The 20056-nt window shown below is 38.3% G+C and carries 16 protein-coding genes and 3 pseudogenes; 10 read left to right on the top strand and 9 right to left on the bottom strand.

Annotation, left to right across the window (positions count from 1 at the left end; all coding sequences use genetic code 11):
- The first annotated feature begins 620 nt into the window (after nucleotides 1–620).
- From AMD27_RS08010 to gcvH, 9 genes are all read left to right on the top strand, one after another.
- Complete coding sequence (locus tag AMD27_RS08010; RefSeq protein ID WP_067658716.1) at nucleotides 621–2348, top strand: SulP family inorganic anion transporter; 1728 nt, start codon at nucleotides 621–623, stop codon at nucleotides 2346–2348.
- A gap of 179 nt (nucleotides 2349–2527) precedes the next feature.
- Complete coding sequence (sstT, locus tag AMD27_RS08015) at nucleotides 2528–3730, top strand: serine/threonine transporter SstT (protein WP_067658720.1); 1203 nt, start codon at nucleotides 2528–2530, stop codon at nucleotides 3728–3730.
- A gap of 40 nt (nucleotides 3731–3770) precedes the next feature.
- Nucleotides 3771–4448: a YoaK family protein gene (locus tag AMD27_RS08020; protein ID WP_067658723.1), complete on the top strand. Its 678-nt coding sequence runs from the start codon at nucleotides 3771–3773 to the stop codon at nucleotides 4446–4448.
- Between the two features lie 12 nt (nucleotides 4449–4460).
- Nucleotides 4461–4997, top strand: a complete 537-nt coding sequence (locus AMD27_RS08025) for a DUF2058 domain-containing protein (RefSeq protein ID WP_067658726.1) — start codon at nucleotides 4461–4463, stop codon at nucleotides 4995–4997.
- 194 nt (nucleotides 4998–5191) lie between these two features.
- The gene (locus AMD27_RS08030; RefSeq protein ID WP_067658729.1) at nucleotides 5192–6418 is read left to right on the top strand and encodes a mechanosensitive ion channel family protein; all 1227 of its coding nucleotides are present in this window, start codon (nucleotides 5192–5194) and stop codon (nucleotides 6416–6418) included.
- A 43-nt stretch (nucleotides 6419–6461) separates the two neighbouring features.
- Nucleotides 6462–8324, top strand: coding sequence for an ABC transporter ATP-binding protein (locus tag AMD27_RS08035; RefSeq protein WP_067658732.1), 1863 nt, complete (start codon nucleotides 6462–6464; stop codon nucleotides 8322–8324).
- A 1-nt stretch (nucleotide 8325) separates the two neighbouring features.
- Entirely contained in the window at nucleotides 8326–8763 is a 438-nt protein-coding gene (locus AMD27_RS08040) for a MaoC family dehydratase (protein ID WP_067658735.1), read from the top strand.
- Nucleotides 8764–8894: 131 nt separating this feature from the next.
- Nucleotides 8895–9926, top strand: coding sequence for a helix-turn-helix transcriptional regulator (locus AMD27_RS08045; RefSeq protein WP_067658738.1), 1032 nt, complete (start codon nucleotides 8895–8897; stop codon nucleotides 9924–9926).
- Between the two features lie 87 nt (nucleotides 9927–10013).
- On the top strand, nucleotides 10014–10388 hold the full coding sequence (gene gcvH, locus AMD27_RS08050; protein ID WP_067658741.1) for a glycine cleavage system protein GcvH: 375 nt from the start codon (nucleotides 10014–10016) through the stop codon (nucleotides 10386–10388).
- A gap of 276 nt (nucleotides 10389–10664) precedes the next feature.
- Here gcvH and AMD27_RS08055 read toward each other — a convergent pair whose 3' ends face one another.
- The gene (locus AMD27_RS08055; protein ID WP_081406010.1) at nucleotides 10665–11612 is read right to left on the bottom strand and encodes an IS5 family transposase; all 948 of its coding nucleotides are present in this window, start codon (nucleotides 11610–11612) and stop codon (nucleotides 10665–10667) included.
- 72 nt (nucleotides 11613–11684) lie between these two features.
- The gene (locus AMD27_RS08060) at nucleotides 11685–11885 is read right to left on the bottom strand and encodes a hypothetical protein (protein ID WP_067658744.1); all 201 of its coding nucleotides are present in this window, start codon (nucleotides 11883–11885) and stop codon (nucleotides 11685–11687) included.
- A gap of 371 nt (nucleotides 11886–12256) precedes the next feature.
- Here AMD27_RS08060 and AMD27_RS18115 point away from each other — a divergent pair.
- Nucleotides 12257–12463: pseudogene (locus AMD27_RS18115) on the top strand (helix-turn-helix domain-containing protein).
- A gap of 81 nt (nucleotides 12464–12544) precedes the next feature.
- Here AMD27_RS18115 and AMD27_RS08065 read toward each other — a convergent pair.
- The 7 genes and pseudogenes from AMD27_RS08065 to AMD27_RS08095 form a co-directional block, all read right to left on the bottom strand.
- Complete coding sequence (locus tag AMD27_RS08065) at nucleotides 12545–12871, bottom strand: hypothetical protein (protein ID WP_067658747.1); 327 nt, start codon at nucleotides 12869–12871, stop codon at nucleotides 12545–12547.
- Nucleotides 12872–13065: 194 nt separating this feature from the next.
- Nucleotides 13066–13437: a hypothetical protein gene (locus AMD27_RS08070; RefSeq protein WP_067658756.1), complete on the bottom strand. Its 372-nt coding sequence runs from the start codon at nucleotides 13435–13437 to the stop codon at nucleotides 13066–13068.
- 2 nt (nucleotides 13438–13439) lie between these two features.
- Entirely contained in the window at nucleotides 13440–14390 is a 951-nt protein-coding gene (locus AMD27_RS19135) for an RHS repeat domain-containing protein (protein ID WP_228140746.1), read from the bottom strand.
- Nucleotides 14391–14425: 35 nt separating this feature from the next.
- A pseudogene (locus AMD27_RS18715) lies at nucleotides 14426–14956 on the bottom strand (hypothetical protein); the annotation flags it as partial.
- Nucleotides 14951–15602: pseudogene (locus AMD27_RS08085) on the bottom strand (ATPase, T2SS/T4P/T4SS family); the annotation flags it as partial. The pseudogenes AMD27_RS18715 and AMD27_RS08085, both read right to left, overlap by 6 nt.
- Nucleotides 15603–15913: 311 nt before the next feature.
- Nucleotides 15914–16987: a 3-deoxy-7-phosphoheptulonate synthase gene (locus AMD27_RS08090; RefSeq protein ID WP_067658759.1), complete on the bottom strand. Its 1074-nt coding sequence runs from the start codon at nucleotides 16985–16987 to the stop codon at nucleotides 15914–15916.
- A 516-nt stretch (nucleotides 16988–17503) separates the two neighbouring features.
- The gene (locus AMD27_RS08095; RefSeq protein ID WP_067658762.1) at nucleotides 17504–19627 is read right to left on the bottom strand and encodes a bifunctional diguanylate cyclase/phosphodiesterase; all 2124 of its coding nucleotides are present in this window, start codon (nucleotides 19625–19627) and stop codon (nucleotides 17504–17506) included.
- Nucleotides 19628–20056: the final 429 nt, after the last annotated feature.

Here is a 20056-nt window from a genome sequence, read left to right on the forward strand (position 1 = left end):
GCGATCTGATTTCTGCATAACTTATATTATGTTACTTGGGATACACTTGACGGTAAGATTATTTATTATCGAAACCGTCAAGTGCAGCACCAACAACAAGTAATGTTTAGGGTGCTGTCCCTAGATATCCTATTTAACATAATATACATTATGCGAACTCAAGGATCATGTTCATTAAAATAACTGTTACCATCCACAAACCTTGCAATAATTCATATAAAGCATACTTTCTAATCGTTCAAGATCATGACAGATAAACCGTCCTGCATCAGAGCCATAATATCTTTAGCTTTTTCAAATTCATTGAATTTAATTTAACTCTTAACTTCGAGTAACTTATTGCCCTATGGTCGCTTTAGATTTTAAGAAGAAATCATCAGTTACGCAGAATTATTGGATGCTATTAAACATAAGGACTAAAGCTTTAAGTTTAGTGTAGTCACTTAACTCATAGCTCCAGTCCTGCTATTTTCAAGTCAATTTCTTATGCGCGATTCGGGTTAATTAACGCCTATATATCTCACTATATGCATTCATATTCTTATAGGTCTTAATTCAACAGATGCTTTAATAGCACTTTTTTAGCATAATATATCTCAAATTAAGATTTATACGCTCATATGTCATCCCCAAATCCTGTATTTCACGCCTGTTTCCCAGCTTGGAAATGGCTGAAAAACTATGGTCAGCCTGCATTTAAAGAAGATCTTTTAGCCGCAGCCATCGTTGTCGCGATGCTTGTGCCACAAGGCATGGCTTATGCAATGATTGCAGGCTTACCTCCCATGATGGGATTATATGCCAGTATTTTACCCATGATTATTTATGCATGGTTTGGTGGAAGTCCAACGCTCTCCATTGGTCCTGTGGCACTCATTTCCATGATGACTTTTGCCACTTTAGAACCTTTATATGAGGTCGGATCACCCGTTTATATTCAAGCGGCGTGTTTATTGGCAGTCTTGGTCGGTCTTATTTCTTTTTTACTCGGTCTTTGTCGTTTTGGCTTTCTGATTCGGCTGGTTAGTCATCCAGTGATCAAAAGTTTTATTATCGCTTCTGCCTTGCTGATTGCTTTAGGTCAGGTGAAGTTTTTGCTTGATATTCCGCTTCAAACCAGTAATTTAATTGAATTTGTACAAAGCGTATGGCAATACCTGAGATTCAGTCATGGGTGGAGCTTGGTTTTGGGCTTGTGTGCGATTGGTTTTTTGGTTTATGCACCTAAAATATTAAAACAATCAAAAATTAAGTTTTTAAATGGTTCAAATCAACTCTTTCATAAAGCATTACCTTTAATGTTGGTGTTGCTGTCGATTACACTGGTCTATTTTGCAAATCTGGATAATCTTGGCATTAAAACTGTGGGTCAAATTCCAAGTGGCTTTCCGCCCATTCAAATGCCTTTTTGGACCTGGGATTTGGTTAAGACTTTATTACCGGGTGCAACCATGATTACCATGGTGAGTTTTGTTGAATCGATCTCTATAGCGCAAGCCACAGCTTTTCAACAGCGAACTGAACTGAGCAGTAATCAAGAGCTGATGGCTTTGGGTTTAGCGAATTTAAGTGCAGGTATGAGTTCTGCTTTTCCTGTGACAGGCAGTTTGTCTAGAACTGTAGTAAATGCAGATGCTGGTGCCAAAACCCCCATGGCAGGCGTGATTTCCTCCTTATTTATTATTGTGGTCAGTCTTTATTTTACGGGTCTATTCAAAGATTTGCCGTTAGCAATTTTAGCAGCGACCATTATTGTTTCTATTTGGAAGTTGGTCAGCTTTAAACCTTTCTTTGAAGCTTGGCGTTATTCCAAAGCAGATGGTATAGCCATGTGGGTGACCTTCTTCGGTGTGCTCTGTATTGATATTTCAACAGGGTTAATGATAGGTATTGTGTCTACCTTTGTGCTACTACTGTGGCGCATTAGCCGTCCGCACATGGCGGTGATTGGTTTGGTGGAAAATACACAACACTTTAGGAATATATCCAGACATGATGTTTTGACCAGCACTGCCCTAGTCTCCATTCGAATTGATGAAAACCTAACGTTTTTAAATGCCTATACTTTAAAGGAATTTGTTATTACAGAGGTCAGCCAGCATGCCGAGCTTCGTCATGTGATTATCAATTGCTCGAGTATCAGTAATATTGACTTGTCCGCGCTTGAAACCTTAGATGAAATCAACAGTGAATTGATCAAACTCGGCATTCAATTGCATTTAACTGAAGTCAAAGGTCCTGTGATGGATCGTTTACAGCAATCTGATTTGGTTCGAAAACTCAGTGGACAGGTATACTTGACCCATTACCAAGCGGTTAAAGAACTAGATGCGGTCACTTTTCATTAATTTTTTGCTATATATGAACGGTTTACACGATTTTTTTAAGTAAATTTAATGAAAAAATTGTTTTTTTTTAAATACTTAATTTTTATTGTGAAATAGTTTTATTTTCGCGATTCTATTTAAGTATAGAATACTCCCCAATTTATTCGATTTAAGCCAGTCTAGGCATTTTAGGTTCAGTTATGTTCGCTGCTCTAGCACGTATGAGTTTAGTTACCAGAATTATTATTGCCATCATTTTAGGTGTAGCGGTTGCTGTCTTTTTTCCGCAAGTTGCACCTTATTTAAGTCTGCTGGGTGACTTATTCATTAAGGCGTTGAAATCTGTTGCGCCTATTCTTGTTTTTGTACTGGTCTTATCCTCTATTGCAAACTTCAGTGTGGGCGGTGGGCATAGCGCAAAGATCAGACCCATCATGTACATGTATGCGATTGGCATGTTCTTATCAGCACTGGCTGCTGTATTTGTCAGTATTGTTTTTCCAAGTACCCTATTACTGGATGCGAGCTCACAAGCCAATTTGCAACCACCGGGTAGTTTAGTAGAAATTTTAAAGAATTTACTTTTGAGTTTCGTTGCAAACCCGATTGTGGCATTAAGTGAAGCAAACTTTATTGGTATTCTAGCTTGGGCTGTAGTGCTCGGTATTGCATTTCGTCATGCAACTGATACCAGTAAAGCATTCCTTACCGATGCTGCCAATGCGGTGAATAAAGTGATTCGTTTGGTGATTAATTTTGCACCGATTGGTATTTTTGGTTTGGTCGCGGTAACCTTTGCAAATGCAGGTTTAAAAACATTAAGCAGTTATGCGCATTTACTTGCGGTATTGTTAGGTACGATGTTTTTTGTGGCATTGGTCATTAACCCGATTATGGTGGCATTCGTCACGCGTGCCAACCCGTACCCATTGGTCCTCCAATGTTTACGTGAAAGTGGTATTACCGCTTTCTTTACTCGTAGCTCAGCGGCAAATATTCCAGTGAACTTGGATTTGGCTAAACGTTTGGGTGTGCCTGAATCAACTGCGAGTGTTGCGATTCCTTTGGGCGCTGCAATTAACATGGCAGGTGCTTCGGTCACGATTACGGTCCTTACCCTTGCAACAGTCAATACTTTAGGTATGACTGTTGATTTTACCACCATGTTGATTTTGTCTGTAGTGGCAACGGTGTCTGCATGTGGTGCGTCAGGTGTTGCTGGTGGGTCTTTGTTACTGATTCCTGTTGCATGTGGTCTATTTAATATTTCAACCGATGTAGCGATGCAAGTGGTTGCCATTGGTATGGTCATCAGTGTGCTACAAGACTCAACTGAAACCGCATTAAACTCATCTACAGATGTTTTATTCACCGCTGCTGTTGATCGCGCTCCTTCAAAATAATATATTGAAAGGCATATACTTTTAACGTTAGTAAAAAGATATGCCATTTCAAATTCTACCCAAATGGATTCAGTTTGGGGCTTTCATGCTCGCTGTAAATGCGGGCATGATCAATGTTTTAGGACTCATTTCTTTATTGCATCAATCTGTATCGCATATGACTGGAAATGCCAGTCTGATTGCGGTTAGCGTCTTTGAACATGATTTTGCAAGTGTCTCCTTCCTCATTTTAATTCTAATCAGCTATGTACTCGGTTCGAGCTTGAGTGGTTATATTTTAGGAAATAGCGCTTTTAAACTGGGTAGACGCTATGGTATTCCCTTAAGTTTAGTCACTCTTTTTATTGTGCTGTGTTGGGTGTTTATCGCTGGCTATCCCCACTATGCACTGCTTTGGGCTTGTGCTGCAATGGGTGTTCAAAATGCCATGGTCAGTCATTATCAAGGTGCAATTATTCGAACCACGCATTTGTCTGGTGTGTTGACGGACTTAGGCTTGGCTTTGGGCTATGCATTTCGTGGTTTAAAGAATGAACCAAAGAAAATCATTTTGCATTTATTGATATTATTTGGCTTTATTTTGGGAAGCCTTATTGCTGCTTTTGCCCATCCTTATTTACAATTACACGCATTCTTAATGCCCGCAAGTTTAAGCTTAGCGCTTACACTGGCATATTGGTTTATTTATTTCCGTTATTCACGACTTCAAATGTCATAGTTGGTATTTCAAATGGTTAAAAATGCATTACAGGCGCAATTGCTCAAAGCAGGCTTAGTGGATAATAAGAAAGCAAAGAAACTGTCTAAACAAGCGGTTCATGAGCAGCGCACAGGTCAAAGTAGCGATGCTGAAATCAAAGCCAAGATTGAAAAAGACTTACAGCAAAAAATTGCTAAAGATCAATCTTTGGATCTTGAAAAAAAGCGTCTACTGGATGAAAAAGCATTACATGCCGCTGTTGTGCAAATGATTGGTCAGCATAAAATCAAAGATACTGATGGTGAGATGACCTACCAGTTTATTGATGACAGTAAAATCAAAAAAATCTATATCAATCAGCAAATTTATAATGCATTGGTGTCAGGTAGTCTAGTCATTGCTAAAGATCAAAGCAGTTATGCAATTTTGCCGAAAGCTTTGGCAGATCGTATTAATGAAAAATTGACAGGCTTTATTATTGTCAATAATTCGGAAAATACTCAAGCCGTGACCGATGAGGAAGATCCCTACGCAGCGTATGTCATTCCTGATGATCTGATGTGGTGAGTTGAATTCTGATGATTTAAGCCAATCTCTGGATTGGCTTTTTTATGTCTGATCTTTTAAGGGTTAAAAGTGACTGACCCAATGGTTTTGGCGGATAAAGCGTTATATTCCTGTTGTGAAAAAGTTAATTCTGAGCCTCTTTACACAAAAAACTTATAAAATACTGAGCTTTATCATCTTATAGGTCAACTCTTTTGCTGAACACTCAGTTCATACAACAAATACGTGATTGGGCAGATCAATTCCCGTGGCTAGAAATGCTTAGCTCTTTAGGCATTCTGATTTTGGTTGCTTTTATTGCCAATTTGATTGCAAAACAAGTGGTGGTTCGTGGGATACGAAACCTCATTACGCGTTTAAAATTTAGCAATAGCGATGTCATCGCTGAACATAGTGTGATTCGACGTATCTCTAATATTATTCCTGCAATCGTGATTATGAACGGAATTCCCAGTGTTCCGCATTTGTCTGTCAAAATGATTACACTGGTACAAATGCTCTCACAAGCGTTTATTTTCTTTACCCTTGCTTTAGCGATTAGTCAGTTCTTAACTGTATTTAATGTCATTTATCAACGTAATCCAAAATCTTATAATAAACCGATTAAAGGCTATCTACAGCTGGTCAAACTCATCATTTTCGTGGTTTGCGGTTTAATGATTTTAGGAACATTCCTTAAAAAAGATGTGTTTACCTTACTTGCAGGTTTTGGTGCAATGGCAGCGGTACTGATGCTCGTGTTCCAAAACACCATCTTGTCTCTGGTGGCTTCGGTTCAGATTTCTTCATATGACATGGTGCGTATTGGTGATTGGATCGAAATGCCAACTTTGAATGCCGATGGTGATGTCATTGATATGTCATTACATACGGTGACAGTCCAAAACTTTGATAAAACCTTTACCACTATTCCCACCAATCGTTTGGTGACAGACACTTTTAAAAACTGGCGTGGCATGCAGGAACAGGGTGTTCGCCGCATTAAACGTTCAATTATTATTGATCAGAACAGTATTCATTTTATTTCTGCTTTAGAGCTGCGCAAACTCAAAGAGTTTTTATTGATTGATCAGTACTTGAGTGAAAAACAAAATGAATTAAAAGCGTTTAATCAAAAATATGCGAACGATGCCGAAAACAATCAGAGACGTTTGACCAACTTAGGTACGTTTAGAGCCTATGTCGAATTTTATCTTAAAAATCACGCTGGCATTGCAACCCATCAATCCTTAATTATTCGTCAGTTACAGCCGACCAGTGAAGGCCTGCCTTTAGAAATTTATGCCTTTACCAACACCACGGCATGGACAGAATACGAGGCGATTCAGTCGGATATTTTTGATCATTTACTGGCGATTTTGCCGGAATTTGGTTTAAAAATATTCCAAATTCCTTCTGGGAATGATTTTAAGATGCATTAAGAAGCAGTACACTCAATTCTTTATAGGCGCTTAGAGTTTTATTATGTTGCAATGGTTTGAAAAGTTAGTCGACCCCTATCCTACCCAAGGATTGAATGAACCATTGCCGCGAAAATTCTTTCCATTTGTGTGGCAAGCAGCTTCAGGCATTAAGCGTTATTTACTTATTTTGGTGTTGTTTACTGCAGCAACAGCCAGTTTTGAAGCCGTGTTCTTTTCACAAATTGGACATTTGGTCGACTGGCTGAGTCAATCTACACCTGAAACCGTTTTGGACAATCATCGCCAGCAATTGATCGTTCTCACCTTGATTTTAATGGGCAATATTTTCTTTGCCAGTATGCAGTCGATCATTCGTCATCAAATTTTGTTTAGTAGCTTTCCCATGCGTCTGCGCTGGAGATTTCATAATTTACTGCTCAGACAAGGTTTAGACTTCTTTCATAATGATTTTGCAGGACGACTTTCTGCTAAGGTAATGCAAACCTCTCTTGCCGTACGTGAGTTCTGGGTCATTTTGGGCGATATGGTCACCTATGTCATCGTGTACTTCATTACGATTAGTATTGTATTAGGGAATATTTCTACCATTTTATTGCTTCCGCTTCTGCTTTGGTTGATCTTGTTTGTGGGCGCTGCATGTTTTTTTATTCCAAGATTAGGCCGTATATCCAAAGAACAAGCAGATGCACGTGCGGTCATGACTGGACGGGTGACGGATGCTTATACCAACATTCAAACTGTAAAACTATTTGCGCATGCAGGTCGTGAAAGCCAATATGCCAAAGAGTCGATGCAAGAGTTTATGCGCACTGTATTTAAGCAAATGCGCTTGGGTACACTCTATGAAATCAGCATTAACCTGCTTACAGCGATTTTATTCTTTGGCGTGTTAGGAACAGCGGTTTGGCTGTGGCTACAAGGTGACGCCAATATTGGTGTGATTGCAGCAACCACCGCTATGATTTTGAAACTCAACAGCATGGCTGCATTTATGATGTGGCAAACTTCGGCTTTATTTGAAAATATCGGCACCATTCAAGACGGTATGATGACGCTGGGTAAACCGCTGCATATTGAAGATAAGCCTGATGCACAACCACTGGCGCTAACGCAGGGTGAAATTCAATTTAGAGATTTAAGTTTTGCCTACAATGATAAAAATGTGATTGATCAATTAAACCTGACTATTCGCCCAGGTGAAAAAATTGGGATTGTAGGGCGTTCAGGTGCAGGTAAGTCAACCTTAATTCAACTGTTGCTTAACTTCTATAGATTAAATCAGGGGCAAATCCTGATTGATGGGCAAGATATTCAAGATGTGACCCAAGACAGTTTGCGAAAAAATATCGCACTGGTGACACAAGACACTTCACTACTCCATCGAACTGTCGCTGAAAATATTAAATATGGTCGTCCAGATGCGTCCGATGAAGATATGTACGAAGCAGTACGTAAAGCCAAAGCGGAAGAGTTTATTCCACAGTTGACTGATTTACGGGGTCAAACTGGTTATAACGCCTATGTGGGTGAACGTGGTGTAAAACTCTCCGGGGGGCAGCGTCAGCGTATTGCCATTGCTCGTGTTTTCTTAAAAGATGCGCCGATTTTGGTCTTAGACGAGGCTACCAGTGCCTTAGACTCAGAAGTTGAAGCTGCAATCCAATCCAGTTTGGATGATTTAATGCAAGGTAAAACAGTGATTGCAATTGCGCACCGTTTATCTACAATTGCACAAATGGATCGTTTAATTGTACTAGATCAAGGGGATATTGCAGAACAAGGTACGCATGATGAACTGATTGCGCAAAATGGCATTTATGCGCAGTTGTGGCAACGACAAACGGGTGGATTTTTAGTCGAACAAAAACTGGCACATCCCGCGTTAGAGAAGGAAGACAATTAAAATGCTTTATCTTGAAGATTTAAAAATTGGTGATCAGTTTAAAAGTCGTGAATATGAAATGACTTTAGCAGAGATTAAAGAGTTCGCTCATAAATATGACCCCCAAGTCTTTCATACCGACGAAGAAGCAGCGAAAGATCACCCTATTTTTCAAGGCATTGCTGCCAGTGGTTGGCATACCTCAGCAGTCACCATGCGCCTATGGACAGAATGCTTTCCGACCGCACATGGGCTAATTGGCTCAGAATCTAGCTTGCGCTGGCCACGTCCTGCACGCGCTGGTGATCGGATTCATGTTGAAGTTGAAATTGTGGCAGTTAATCCGTCTAAAACCAAAATGGATCGTGGTATTGTGAGCTATGTGACCCAAGCCAAAAATCAGCATGGTGATGTTTTACTTATTTCAACCACTAAAATTGTGGTGTTTAAAAAAACCTGACGCCTAACTATGTCTTAATCCGCTTCGGATGAGGCCTAGGCTTTGTCCGACAATTTTACGGTTTTAAACGCATTTTTATGTCACTATCAATTTGAAAAATTACAATAATGACGCATAGCATTGGATCGCACATGAAAACAGTCTCTGGTCGCCCAGATCTTGGAATTCCAGGTGTATATGGACTCTTACTTTTAGATGTCGTTTCTCGTTGGGGCTATAGCGCAGAGTCGCTGTTTGCGCCCTTCGGTTATAGTAACGAACAACTTGCAGACCCTGAATGTCGTATTCCGCTTCATACCGCCAATGAAATGATTATTCTTGCGCGCAAAATGACAGGTGAACACTCCTTGGGCTATCATTTGGGCAATCAAATGCGCATCTCAATCCATGGATTTATTGGGTATGCGATCATGACTTCCAATGAAATTGTGGACGCTCTGATTTTAGCCAATCGTTTTATTCAGCTGCGAATGCCCTTTCTGCAATTTCATTTTTCGACGTTCACTGAACAGGTGTCTTTACAACTGCAGTGTGATATCGACATTGAACCCTTAAGAACTGAAATTGTAATGGCCTTGACGTTTGGGGTCATGACCATGGCACGTGCGCTCACCGGCGTAAATGACTTACATGGTGATATCAATTTTGACTTTCCAAAGCCTGAAGGTTTTGATAAATATTTGAGTCGTTTACATCCACAACATGCAATTCATTTTGATCAACCCCACTATTTGGCAAGTTTTGACAAAAAATATTTGGCTCTAAAAATGGTCAATGCAGACCCAATCGCCAGTCAAATTGCGATCAATCAGTGTGAGTCAGAGCTGTCTGAATTAGGTGAACGTCGCCGTATCTCAATGCGTGTACGCGATATTTTAACTCATTCTGAGCAGCATTATCTAAACATTGAACATGTGGCAGATCGGCTTCACATGTCAGATCGAACACTCAAACGTCAACTGGCAGCCGAAGGCACCTCTTTTTCAACCTTAGTGGATGAGGTTCGTTATCGTCACGCGACGTCGCTGCTTTCTCGTACCGACTATACACTTGAGCAAATTGCAGACGAACTCGGCTATTCAGATGTAGCCAATTTTAGTCGTGCATTTAAGCGCTGGAGTGGACGTAGCCCGAGTAGTTGGCGCAAAGATCCTTATTTGTAAGATGTTAAGAACTTTCGCTTTTAAAAAAAAACATGTATAACACTGAAAAAGTTTGTTAAGTCATTTGTTAAATAACAAGGAGTCATTATGAATCATCCTTCAGAGCTGAAGTATGCCAATACACATGAATGGGTAAAAATTGAAGGTGATCTTGTGGTGACTGGAATTTCAGATCATGCACAAGATGCTTTAGGCGACTTGGTTTATGTGGAAGCACCAGAACTTGGACGACAGCTGACTGCAGGTGAACAAGCGGGTGTGGTTGAGTCGGTGAAGACTGCATCTGATATACATGCACCAATTTCAGGTGAAGTGGTTGAAATTAACCCAGACTTGGAAGACGACCCTGATTTTGTCAATGACGACCCTTATGGCAAAGGTTGGATCTATAAAATTAAGCCAAATAATATGGCAGACGTAGAACAACTTTTAACAAGTGATGCATACACAGCAGGTTTATAATTTTTTATAGCATGATAAAAATCAGTCTTCGGGCTGATTTTTTCCATTCTATTCCTTCGTATTGCATATTCTTATTCAAATGGACACTCAGTGGCATTTATTAGTGAACACTAATCTTCACCTTTAATTCAATCTAATATTCTCACAATGTTTACTTCTGATGTATAGACAACAATACAAAATCGTTCTAAATCCATTATCAGAATTTAGAACTGCTAAACAACGGTTTTGTTGCACAAAGGTTTGAAAGGCAGAGCTACCCTAATTGAGCCAAATTTAAGTGGCAACATGGGTATGAGGGCGACCTAGCTCTGTGAATTTATTTAAGACTGCTACGCGTGCATGAATCTCATTCACCTGACTAGGGAAACTCCTTGCCGTTAATTTATCGCCTAATAATTTGATGCAATGCATCTTGGTTTCCACCAAACTTCGACGATGATAACCAGACCACTTTTTCCAAAGGGATCTTCCTGAGAAGCACTGCTTCGCAAGATTGATTGTTTTCAATAACTCATTCCGCTCTATAGACATCGCTTGCTGATCTTTCCAAGGCTTTGCATTTTTCCTTGGTGGTATTACCGCATGTGCATCTCGATCTAAAATGACTTGTCGGCAGTGCTTTGTATCATAAGCACCATCTGTACAGACAGAATCAATTTGCTCATCCAAGGGAATTTGAGCAAGTAAATCTTCTAATACTTGTGAATCACTGACATCATTTGTAGTGAGTTGTACAGCCCGTATTTGTAGGGTTTTAGCGTCTATACCAATATGCAGTTTGCGCCATTGACGACGGTATTCAGGCTGATGTTTCTTACGTTTCCATTCACCCTCACCTAAAAATTTCAGACCAGTAGAATCGACGAGTAGATGTAGTCCATCACTACTTTTCTGATAGCTAATTGCGATATCAATATGCTTTTGTCTTCTGCATATGGTCGAATAATCTGGTGCTGTCCAATCTAATCCACAGAGTCTAATCAGACTTTGAACAAAGCCTGTGACCATACGTAAAGACAGGCGAAATAGAGATTTGATCATCAAACAGCATTGGATAGCGGTATCAGAATAGGTGTGATTTCGACCGTGTTTAGCTTTTGGCTGAGCATACCACTGAGTGTTAGGATCAAACCAAATGGAGATATTTCCTCGATTGATTAAGGCTCGATTATAAGAAGACCAATTCGTTGTACGGTAGAGTTTAGGTGTAGGCTTATTCATTCCGAAATTATATTGCTGAATAAGCATCTAATGGTAGGTTTGTGCAACAAAGCCCTAAACAACTCAAACTAATTATTGGTCCTTTTTAATATCAAAACGATTCATTAAGTTTTTGATAACATTTTGCTGTGTTGTTAGATCATCCAAGTTCTTGATGTGCTCTTTCTCAAAGGTAATAAGTTGACTCGCTATATTGGGATATTCATCTTTTAATCCAGTAATAAAGTTAACCTCGATGTGCTTTTTTATGATGCTACCTTGCACGGCATCCATTTTTTCGTTTAAAGCTTTTGCTATATTTTCTTGATTCTTTGAAACATCTATAGTCAGTAATTTTATTTGTTTCAGAATAAAGGAATGTACTTTTTTTATTCGCGTTTATTGTCCTTTTTAGATAGCCACATTGATAAACCTTTTGTTTATTTTTTCCAGTGTTGAGGTGGTTTCCTAAGACATTGGCAATGAAATCCTTCGCTTCCCACTCCTCAATTGTGTACTTTTCGAATGTACCAAAAAACTTTGAATAAAAAGGCAAGGAATGATTTGATATTACAAAATCCTAAACTCACATGAAGAGGATTATAAGCCGTGGATTTATAAATATCAAAATTTGATAGTTCTATTTTTTGGGCTATTGATTTTTTATGAATGAATTGGCTGTATCTATTGGACAATTCATACGCACTTCATGAGAGCTTCAGAAAATAAGTCAAGAAAGTCTCGCTTTACAATGTGGTATTAATCGAAGTTATTTGGGACGAATAGAACGAGGTGAAGTAAATATCACTGTCACAAAATTAGATGTGATCGCTCAACATTTAGGCGTAAGCACCAAAGATTTAATACCTTAACGCTCTTATCAAATTAAAAGCATTCGATAAATAAAATTAAAACTTTTTCTAAATTGAAAATGACTATCTGCTTATAGAAGTTTATTTTGATATATCCAAGCGCGTTAATATAGGTTCTCTACCATCACAGCCATTGACCCACCCTTCAACAAGTGTTTGACCTTGCAAAGCAGCTAAAAGTGTTGCATACATGATTTTGAATAATGGATGGTTTACTTTTAGTTTTATTTCGCTAGAGGATGCACATCCTTCACCAACTGCAACAGGACTTTTTAGTACAACAATTATATAGGCACCACTATCATGTACGATCAATTTTCCAACTTTAGTATTAGAAAACGGTGTATTTGCAAAAGCAGAATTGCTTAATACAGTAGCAAAAAAACAAGCGATTAAAATTTTTTTCATAAATTTTCCTTATTTTTCATATTTTTGAATTATTTTCTTAAGTCTAATCTTGTTAGTAACGGATATAAACTATTGAATCTATTTAACGATTTTGGATTTAAATGATGAGGATCGAAGCATCAAATAACTGTATCCACTGAATTTAGTTGAAAACGCCTCTAAGTTGTAAGACTAAGAGGGATTTTCTTAGATTTTTAAATAACTAAAACAATAAATATGTCATTTTTTAGCCTATCACCTATTTTTTTGGCTTGTTCAATGCTTATTTTTGCCAAAATATAACTATCAATATAGCTACTATCATGACTTTTTGAATGTTTTTGAAAAAACCAATTTAGGGTTATATATTCACTTCCCCATACTTGATAAGCATATACTAATTCACCATCAATATTTTGAGTGAGTATATCTCCTCCCAATATTATCACTTTATTATCTTTTAATATTTCTAAACCTAACCCAATATCAGCATATGCCAAAGCAATTTCACTACTTCCATAATTAATAGTAGATAATGAAATCCCTTTATTTTCCAATAATTCATTGTATAAACTAATATTTATCATAACTATTTTTTAGGAACCTCATTAAAAAATCTATGGTTAATATTCCCATTTGCATCTTTAGTAAATTCATAAACTCCTTTTTTACCATTAGGAAGTGTTCCAGGAATTTCCAACCACTGATATTTTCTCCCATCACCACCAACTCTAAATGAGACTTGCCCATACTGTGCTGCAAATGTGTCAACACTCTTAGGAAAACCATGTCTTAAATCATTAGTCTTACTCATTTGAGCTATGACTTTGTCTGTATATTTTGCATTTTCAAAAAAATTGTTTCTTGCTCCATTCAAGAATAATAATGATGATGGAGCTGCTGTCCCTTGAATAGCTTGATAGTAAGTCAACTCAGCTGTGGACAGCGAAGCAAGTTTTGCTGAGAATAGTAAAGAGCCAAAGCCATATCCCATAACAGTAGCATCACCAATACCACTTGGTGGAGGGTTATTTGCGTTAGGTACATCTGATCTAAAATTATCAGCAATCCATAATACTAATGGAATAAAAGCTAACTGTGCTGCTTGACCACTAGGGTCTTTAAAGGAATATGAATCATTCCATCCATACTGATATCTATTTAACTGACCATCCCCATTTTTCAAAAATGTTACTGGATCAGGCTGATAAAACCGTCCCAATACAGGGTTATAGTGACGTTGCTTTAAATAAACCAAGTCACCTGTATCTTGAATTCCACCCACAAAAGCATTGGGATTCTTTAAGTTACTTGGTTTTTTATACTGAAGCTGTTGACCAAAAGGCGCATACTGATACGACTGACTCACCACACCTTGTTCATTGATCACTTTTAAGGTAGAGCCATCAAAGCTTTGAATATGATACTGAATCCTGTCCTTAGCCAGCGTAAGCTGACTAAGAAGTAGAACTAAACTCAATACCACAAACTGCACAGCAGATGACCAAAGTTTTTTAGAGTTTAACTTGTTATTTTTCATTAAGCTTTTCATTATAATTCTCATGATTCATCCCCTTAGTCATCTTCCAAGATCATATCTAAGATTGCAGGCAACCATGCTGCCATATCTTCATCAGGATCAGGCTCACTTGGTTGAATCAGCGGGTCTAAAACACCTTTCGCACCCAATAATTTATACTCATAACCATCTTTATGACCATCACCATCTGAGTCAGGATTATTTGGATCAGAACCTATAAAGTGTTTGATATAATCAGGTAAACCATCATCATCACTGTCGGTATAGCTATCCAATAAGTTATTAATACCAAACTCTGCACCTTCAAAATCATTCATCAGATCAAAGCCTTAACTATTGGCATCTGGATAATCTTCTAAGGTTGCGACCAATTTCCCAGCAACATAGACATAAGCCTTGCTATAGCCTGATTGATGATTAATGTCATAAACCAGATTACCTGCTGAATCATAAATATAGTCAGTAATACCATCATCACGAACACGCAAACCATCTGCATTGTAGATATAAGTTTCATTACCATTTTTACTGATACGATAGTAAGCATCATAAGTAAGTGCACGAATCTCAGCAATCAAAATCACGTCTGATGCTTGGCGCAAGGTATTTTTTAGCGCATTGTGCCAAGAGTGACAATCGACCCCCACTTCACGGTGTGTCACCATCGACTTTTTATGTTTATGTGCATATTCAACAGGATCTTAAACCGTAATGATATGCCCTGCTGAATTTTCATTGCGATGGTCAATCATGGCAGCGAGTGAAGTTAATTTTCCTGAACCTGTTCCGCCCACCACTAAAATTAGACCGCGTTTTTTGCATAATTACATCTTTAAGCGAGGGCGGTAATTTGAGTTTAGTGAAATTAGGAATTTCTGAGGTAATGGTTCGAATGACCATACCCACATTTAACTGCTGCTGAAACACATTGACCCGAAATCGGGATACTTCTGGAATGCTAATCGCAAAGTTACACTCTAGATCACATTCGAATTCAGTCCGTTGTTTTTCATTCATCAGACTATAGGCAAAAAGTTTGGTTTTTTCAGCAGACAGTGCTTGTGAGCTGAGCGGCTTCATCATGCCCTGATGTTTCATGCTGGGTGGGAAATCTGCAGAGATAAACAAATCTGAGCCTTCATGATCAAAGACATTTTTAAGCAAACGAAACATGAAGTTCTTTGCTTCATTCAAAAGTTCTACGGTATACATTTTTCGCCCCAACCCATGCATTATTAACTGGTTTGTTTTTGATCTGTTTTTATAAGTAATCTGATGGATGACAGCTTTATGTATGTCCCATCTTGAATAAAGTTATAATGCACAAATTGGAGGTTTAGCTCAAATCTCAATGTTTTAAGTTATTAATATAATTCAGAAATAATGTATACACAGTCATAGAAAGACTGTTTTAAATTCAGGCAATCAGACCAAATGAGCGACTGAAAATAAAATCATCAAAAAAGCCCCAATCAATAGGGGCTTAATTTTGACTAAGCTTTTATTGCTTAGATACTTTTAACCTAAGCACTTTGCTCAAAAATTTGTGATCTCAATGCCGTTGCAGCACCTAACAACAGTTGCTCCATTTTGTCCCAACCTAGACAGCCATCTGTAATGGATTGACCATAGGTCATCTTATCTGAAATTTTTTGATTGCCATCCACCAAGAAGCTTTCTAACATGACACCGCGCACTTGGGATTGGACGCGTTCTTGAATAATTTGCTGAAGCACTGAAATTTGATTCAGTGGATTTTTGTTGCTATTGCCATGGCTGCAATCAATCACAAGTGCAGGAAGCTTACCTAGATACTGCGCTTGAATCTTTTGAATCTCAGTATATTCGAAATTACTCCCTGTATTTGAACCACGTAAAATAAGATGTGCGCAAGGATTACCTGTTGACTCCAAAACACACGGCAAGCCCGATTGCCCCATTCCTAAGAATTGATGCGCATGCGATGCCGACTGAATCGCATCCATCGCGATTTGAATTGATCCATCTGTGCCATTTTTAAAGCCAATGCTATAAGGCATATGACTTGAGATTTCACGGTGAATTTGCGACTCACTGGTTCTAGCGCCAATTGCACCCCACGCGAGTAGATCGTCAAAATATGCGGTTGCCATTGGGCTTAAAATTTCTGATGCAATGGGTAATCCCATTTCAATCATTTTAATATATAACTCGCGTGATCGTTCTAAACCTGCTTGCATGTCGGATGAACCATCCAAATATGGATCATATAATAGGCCTTTCCAGCCTACAGTTGTTCTTGGCTTTTCAATATATGCACGCATAACCAAGAAAATTTGATCTTGAACTTTGCTTTGTAATTGTATTAATTTTTCTGCATATTCGAGCGCTGCAATCGGATCATGAATTGAGCATGGGCCTGTAATCACCATCAAACGAGGGTCTGTGCCTTCTAATATGTTTTGAATGGTCTGGCGCTGCTGTGCTACATGTTCAGAAGCAGTTTGACTCAAAGGAAATTGTGTTTTGAGCTCGATAGGTAAAACTAAGGTTTTTTCGTTCTGTTTTTTTGTTTGCTTATTTTGATGATGTTCTAAGCTAAGATTTAAAGCATTCATGATTTTTTCCTTTGGACTGTATGTGCAAGTCCGATCCTTTATTTGAGCGTTAAGGGTCTAATGGCGTGATGGGTCAGAGTCATCGCTTGACTAAAATAAAACCAATAAGACGCGCTAAAATAAGAGAAATTATAAGTATTCATGTTTTGCTCCAAAAATTAAAAAAAATGCATAAAAAAACCTGATCGGGGTTGCCGATCAGGTATAAACTTTGATGGGCAATCAATATGCTGCCCGAACCCGTCTAGGCAACTAGAATTTAAATTGCCAAAAATAATAATATGCGTTTGAAATCAAAATCTGTGTGTTCATCTGAAGTATTCAATCAAATAAATCAATATGGATTCACAATACGCACTATTGCTCCATTTTACAAGTATTTTAAATAATATATATATTTATACGATTCATGATTTTTTTTCATCAATTAAAAATAAAAAAAACACTTAAATAAATGATATATAAGAATTGAGTTTGGTATTGCAGACACGATTCCAAAAAAACGGGAAGTCGACCTTAACAACGTTTTTTATTGATCAACATTCGTTCTACTTCATCTGCACAAATGGCACGACTAAACAAGAACCCTTGCCCATACACACAGCCGACCAATTGCAGACTATCGAGTTGTTGAACGGTTTCGATCCCTTCCGCAATTACATCTAAAGACAAAATAGGACCGAGATGTGTAATCCCTTCCACAATTGAATTAATCGACTTTTCCTCATTCATACGCTTGACAAAAGCATAGTCTATTTTCAAACAATCGACAGGATAGTCACGTAAATGGGTCATAGAAGAATATCCCGTACCAAAATCATCTAAAGAAATCCGAATACCAAAATCTTTTAACTTTCGTAATGCTCGAATCACGAATTCAGAGCCACGATCTGACAAAATATGTTCAGTAATTTCAATTTCAATCAAGTCTGCTGAGATAGCATGCTGTTCCAAGCGCTTCATCAAAAGTTCAGCATAATTATCGCGCATAAACTCTACAGGTGAGGCATTGATAGAAATCGGCACAACATTAACACCTGATTTTAACCACTTGGCCATATCTGTAAAAATTTTCTCATGCATGACCTCACTGATTTTGCTCGCCAGTTCATAGTCATTAAAAGCATCAACGATAGTCGCTGGAAAATGAATTTCTTTTTCGTCGTCATGCCAACGTAGCAATGCTTCAAAGCCAACAATCGAACGATCATCGAGTCGAACTTTCGGCTGATAAAAGGGTACAATGCGATTTTCACGTAGAATGAAACGCGCCGTTTCTAATTGTTGGCTTTTTTCTTGCGCGAGTTGAAGCATGTCGTTGTTATACATGCGCATACCACCACGACCTCGTTCTTTTAAATCATTGAGGGCGGTGTCTGCACATTTCATTAAACCGAGCACGTCTGTCGCATCTTGCGGATATACCGCACAGCCAATACTCATACCACCATTGATCAACTTTCCAGAAAAGGTTACAGGCGCATCGTTTTGTTTTAGAATCTTTTGCGTGGCGATCTGAAGCTCAGCGAGATTTTTCATGCCGGTCACAATCACTGCAAATTCATCGCCCCCTAGACGTGCTACGTAGGCATTTTCATTGAGACATTTAGACAAACGCTTGGAAAGTACACGTAGCAAATGATCTCCTGCAGGATGTCCCAGGGTATCATTGATATTTTTAAAATGATCAAGATCAATAAACATCATGCCTAGACTGGTCTTTTTGATCTTTGCTTCTTGAATTGATTGTTTCAGGGTGCGCTTAAAAGCACGACGATTCATCAGCCCCGTAAGCTCATCATATTCGCTTGAAATTTTAAGTTTCTGCTCAGCTACACGCTGATGGGTAATATCGCGGGAAACACACAAAATACTGGTGGTTTGTCCTTCATCATCCACCACAGGCGTCAAAATATTGTCCCAGTACATCGTGGTATTACCCGAAACACTTTTGCCTGCGAAGCGCGTATTTTTTCCTTTGGCTGCAGCTCTAATGGCTTTTTTACCCTGATCACGGATTTCTGCAGGTAACAAACTCAACCACTGCATACCAAAACGACGTACGCGCTCTTGACCCAATAAAGCCATACAACCCGAACGGTTCATATGTGAGACTTGCCCAGTAGGGCTAATAATTTTTATACAATCCACACTCACGTCGAGCATATCCGTATTGGCACGAAGCATCTCAGTCGTTTCACGTAATTTCAAGGCGCGTTCATGAATATTGGTGCAGGTAATGGTCCAATCAAAAAACTGTGCATGATTTGAATGACTTTGTGCAATCACTAGAAACCAAGAATACTCATTGTTCTTGGTTCTAATCCGACATTCTTTCTCAAATTTGTGACCATTTTTTTTAGCTTGCGTCCATATCGTATAAAAATGTTCAGCATCGTCTTGGTGCAAAAACTTAAACCATTCACGCTCACTGATATTCCCGCTTTTTGCGCCAATGTAATTTTTTAAGGCAAGATTAGCATAACCAACACCAGCTTTAGACATCCAAACCATATGAGGAAGCAAGTCCAAGGCAATTTTAAAGTCATCGCTGAACTGCGCCTTTTGGTGAATCCTCTTGTTTAACGAAGACTCACCTTGATTCACAATTGAACCATTTTGCACATCAAGAATGCCCATAATCTACCCTGTTCAATTCATTAAAATGAAGTTTTAAAAACAATTTAAACAGCTCATACACTTGTTCGTTTTATCGGCAACATAATACTAATTTTACAAATTTCTATTTTCGAACGACTAGGTATTGTGAGTAAATTCACATTTTATAAAAACTTTGACTATTATAACAACTATTTTTTTTAAAAAAAGGCTTCTATTTAAAATTTATCATACAGCACTATTCTTAAGAATGAATAGATAACTAACATATCTTGACTGAATTTTAATATATTTCAGCTGCCTATAATCTAATCGATCGACAAACAAAAGCTGTATCTTGAATGAATTATGTTCACGTTCAATGAGTATTTTAGCTTTTTTCTGAGACTAAGATACGTATGTCATGCTATATGTCTTATTCTATTCGATAGAATAATGAATCGCGAATCA

The sequence above is a fragment of the Acinetobacter sp. TGL-Y2 genome (genome assembly GCF_001612555.1).
In the GTDB taxonomy this organism is placed as follows: Bacteria; Pseudomonadota; Gammaproteobacteria; order Pseudomonadales; family Moraxellaceae; genus Acinetobacter.

Coding starts and splice junctions, on each gene's coding strand:
- AMD27_RS08010 (WP_067658716.1), top strand. CDS start 621: ATGTCATCCCCAAATCCTGTATTTCACGCCTGTTTCCCAGCTTGGAAA.
- sstT (WP_067658720.1), top strand. CDS start 2,528: ATGTTCGCTGCTCTAGCACGTATGAGTTTAGTTACCAGAATTATTATT.
- AMD27_RS08020 (WP_067658723.1), top strand. CDS start 3,771: ATGCCATTTCAAATTCTACCCAAATGGATTCAGTTTGGGGCTTTCATG.
- AMD27_RS08025 (WP_067658726.1), top strand. CDS start 4,461: ATGGTTAAAAATGCATTACAGGCGCAATTGCTCAAAGCAGGCTTAGTG.
- AMD27_RS08035 (WP_067658732.1), top strand. CDS start 6,462: ATGTTGCAATGGTTTGAAAAGTTAGTCGACCCCTATCCTACCCAAGGA.
- AMD27_RS08040 (WP_067658735.1), top strand. CDS start 8,326: ATGCTTTATCTTGAAGATTTAAAAATTGGTGATCAGTTTAAAAGTCGT.
- AMD27_RS08045 (WP_067658738.1), top strand. CDS start 8,895: ATGAAAACAGTCTCTGGTCGCCCAGATCTTGGAATTCCAGGTGTATAT.
- gcvH (WP_067658741.1), top strand. CDS start 10,014: ATGAATCATCCTTCAGAGCTGAAGTATGCCAATACACATGAATGGGTA.
- AMD27_RS08055 (WP_081406010.1), bottom strand. CDS start 11,612: ATGAATAAGCCTACACCTAAACTCTACCGTACAACGAATTGGTCTTCT.
- AMD27_RS08060 (WP_067658744.1), bottom strand. CDS start 11,885: ATGGATGCCGTGCAAGGTAGCATCATAAAAAAGCACATCGAGGTTAAC.
- AMD27_RS08065 (WP_067658747.1), bottom strand. CDS start 12,871: ATGAAAAAAATTTTAATCGCTTGTTTTTTTGCTACTGTATTAAGCAAT.
- AMD27_RS08070 (WP_067658756.1), bottom strand. CDS start 13,437: ATGATAAATATTAGTTTATACAATGAATTATTGGAAAATAAAGGGATT.
- AMD27_RS19135 (WP_228140746.1), bottom strand. CDS start 14,390: ATGAAAAATAACAAGTTAAACTCTAAAAAACTTTGGTCATCTGCTGTG.
- AMD27_RS08090 (WP_067658759.1), bottom strand. CDS start 16,987: ATGAATGCTTTAAATCTTAGCTTAGAACATCATCAAAATAAGCAAACA.
- AMD27_RS08095 (WP_067658762.1), bottom strand. CDS start 19,627: ATGGGCATTCTTGATGTGCAAAATGGTTCAATTGTGAATCAAGGTGAG.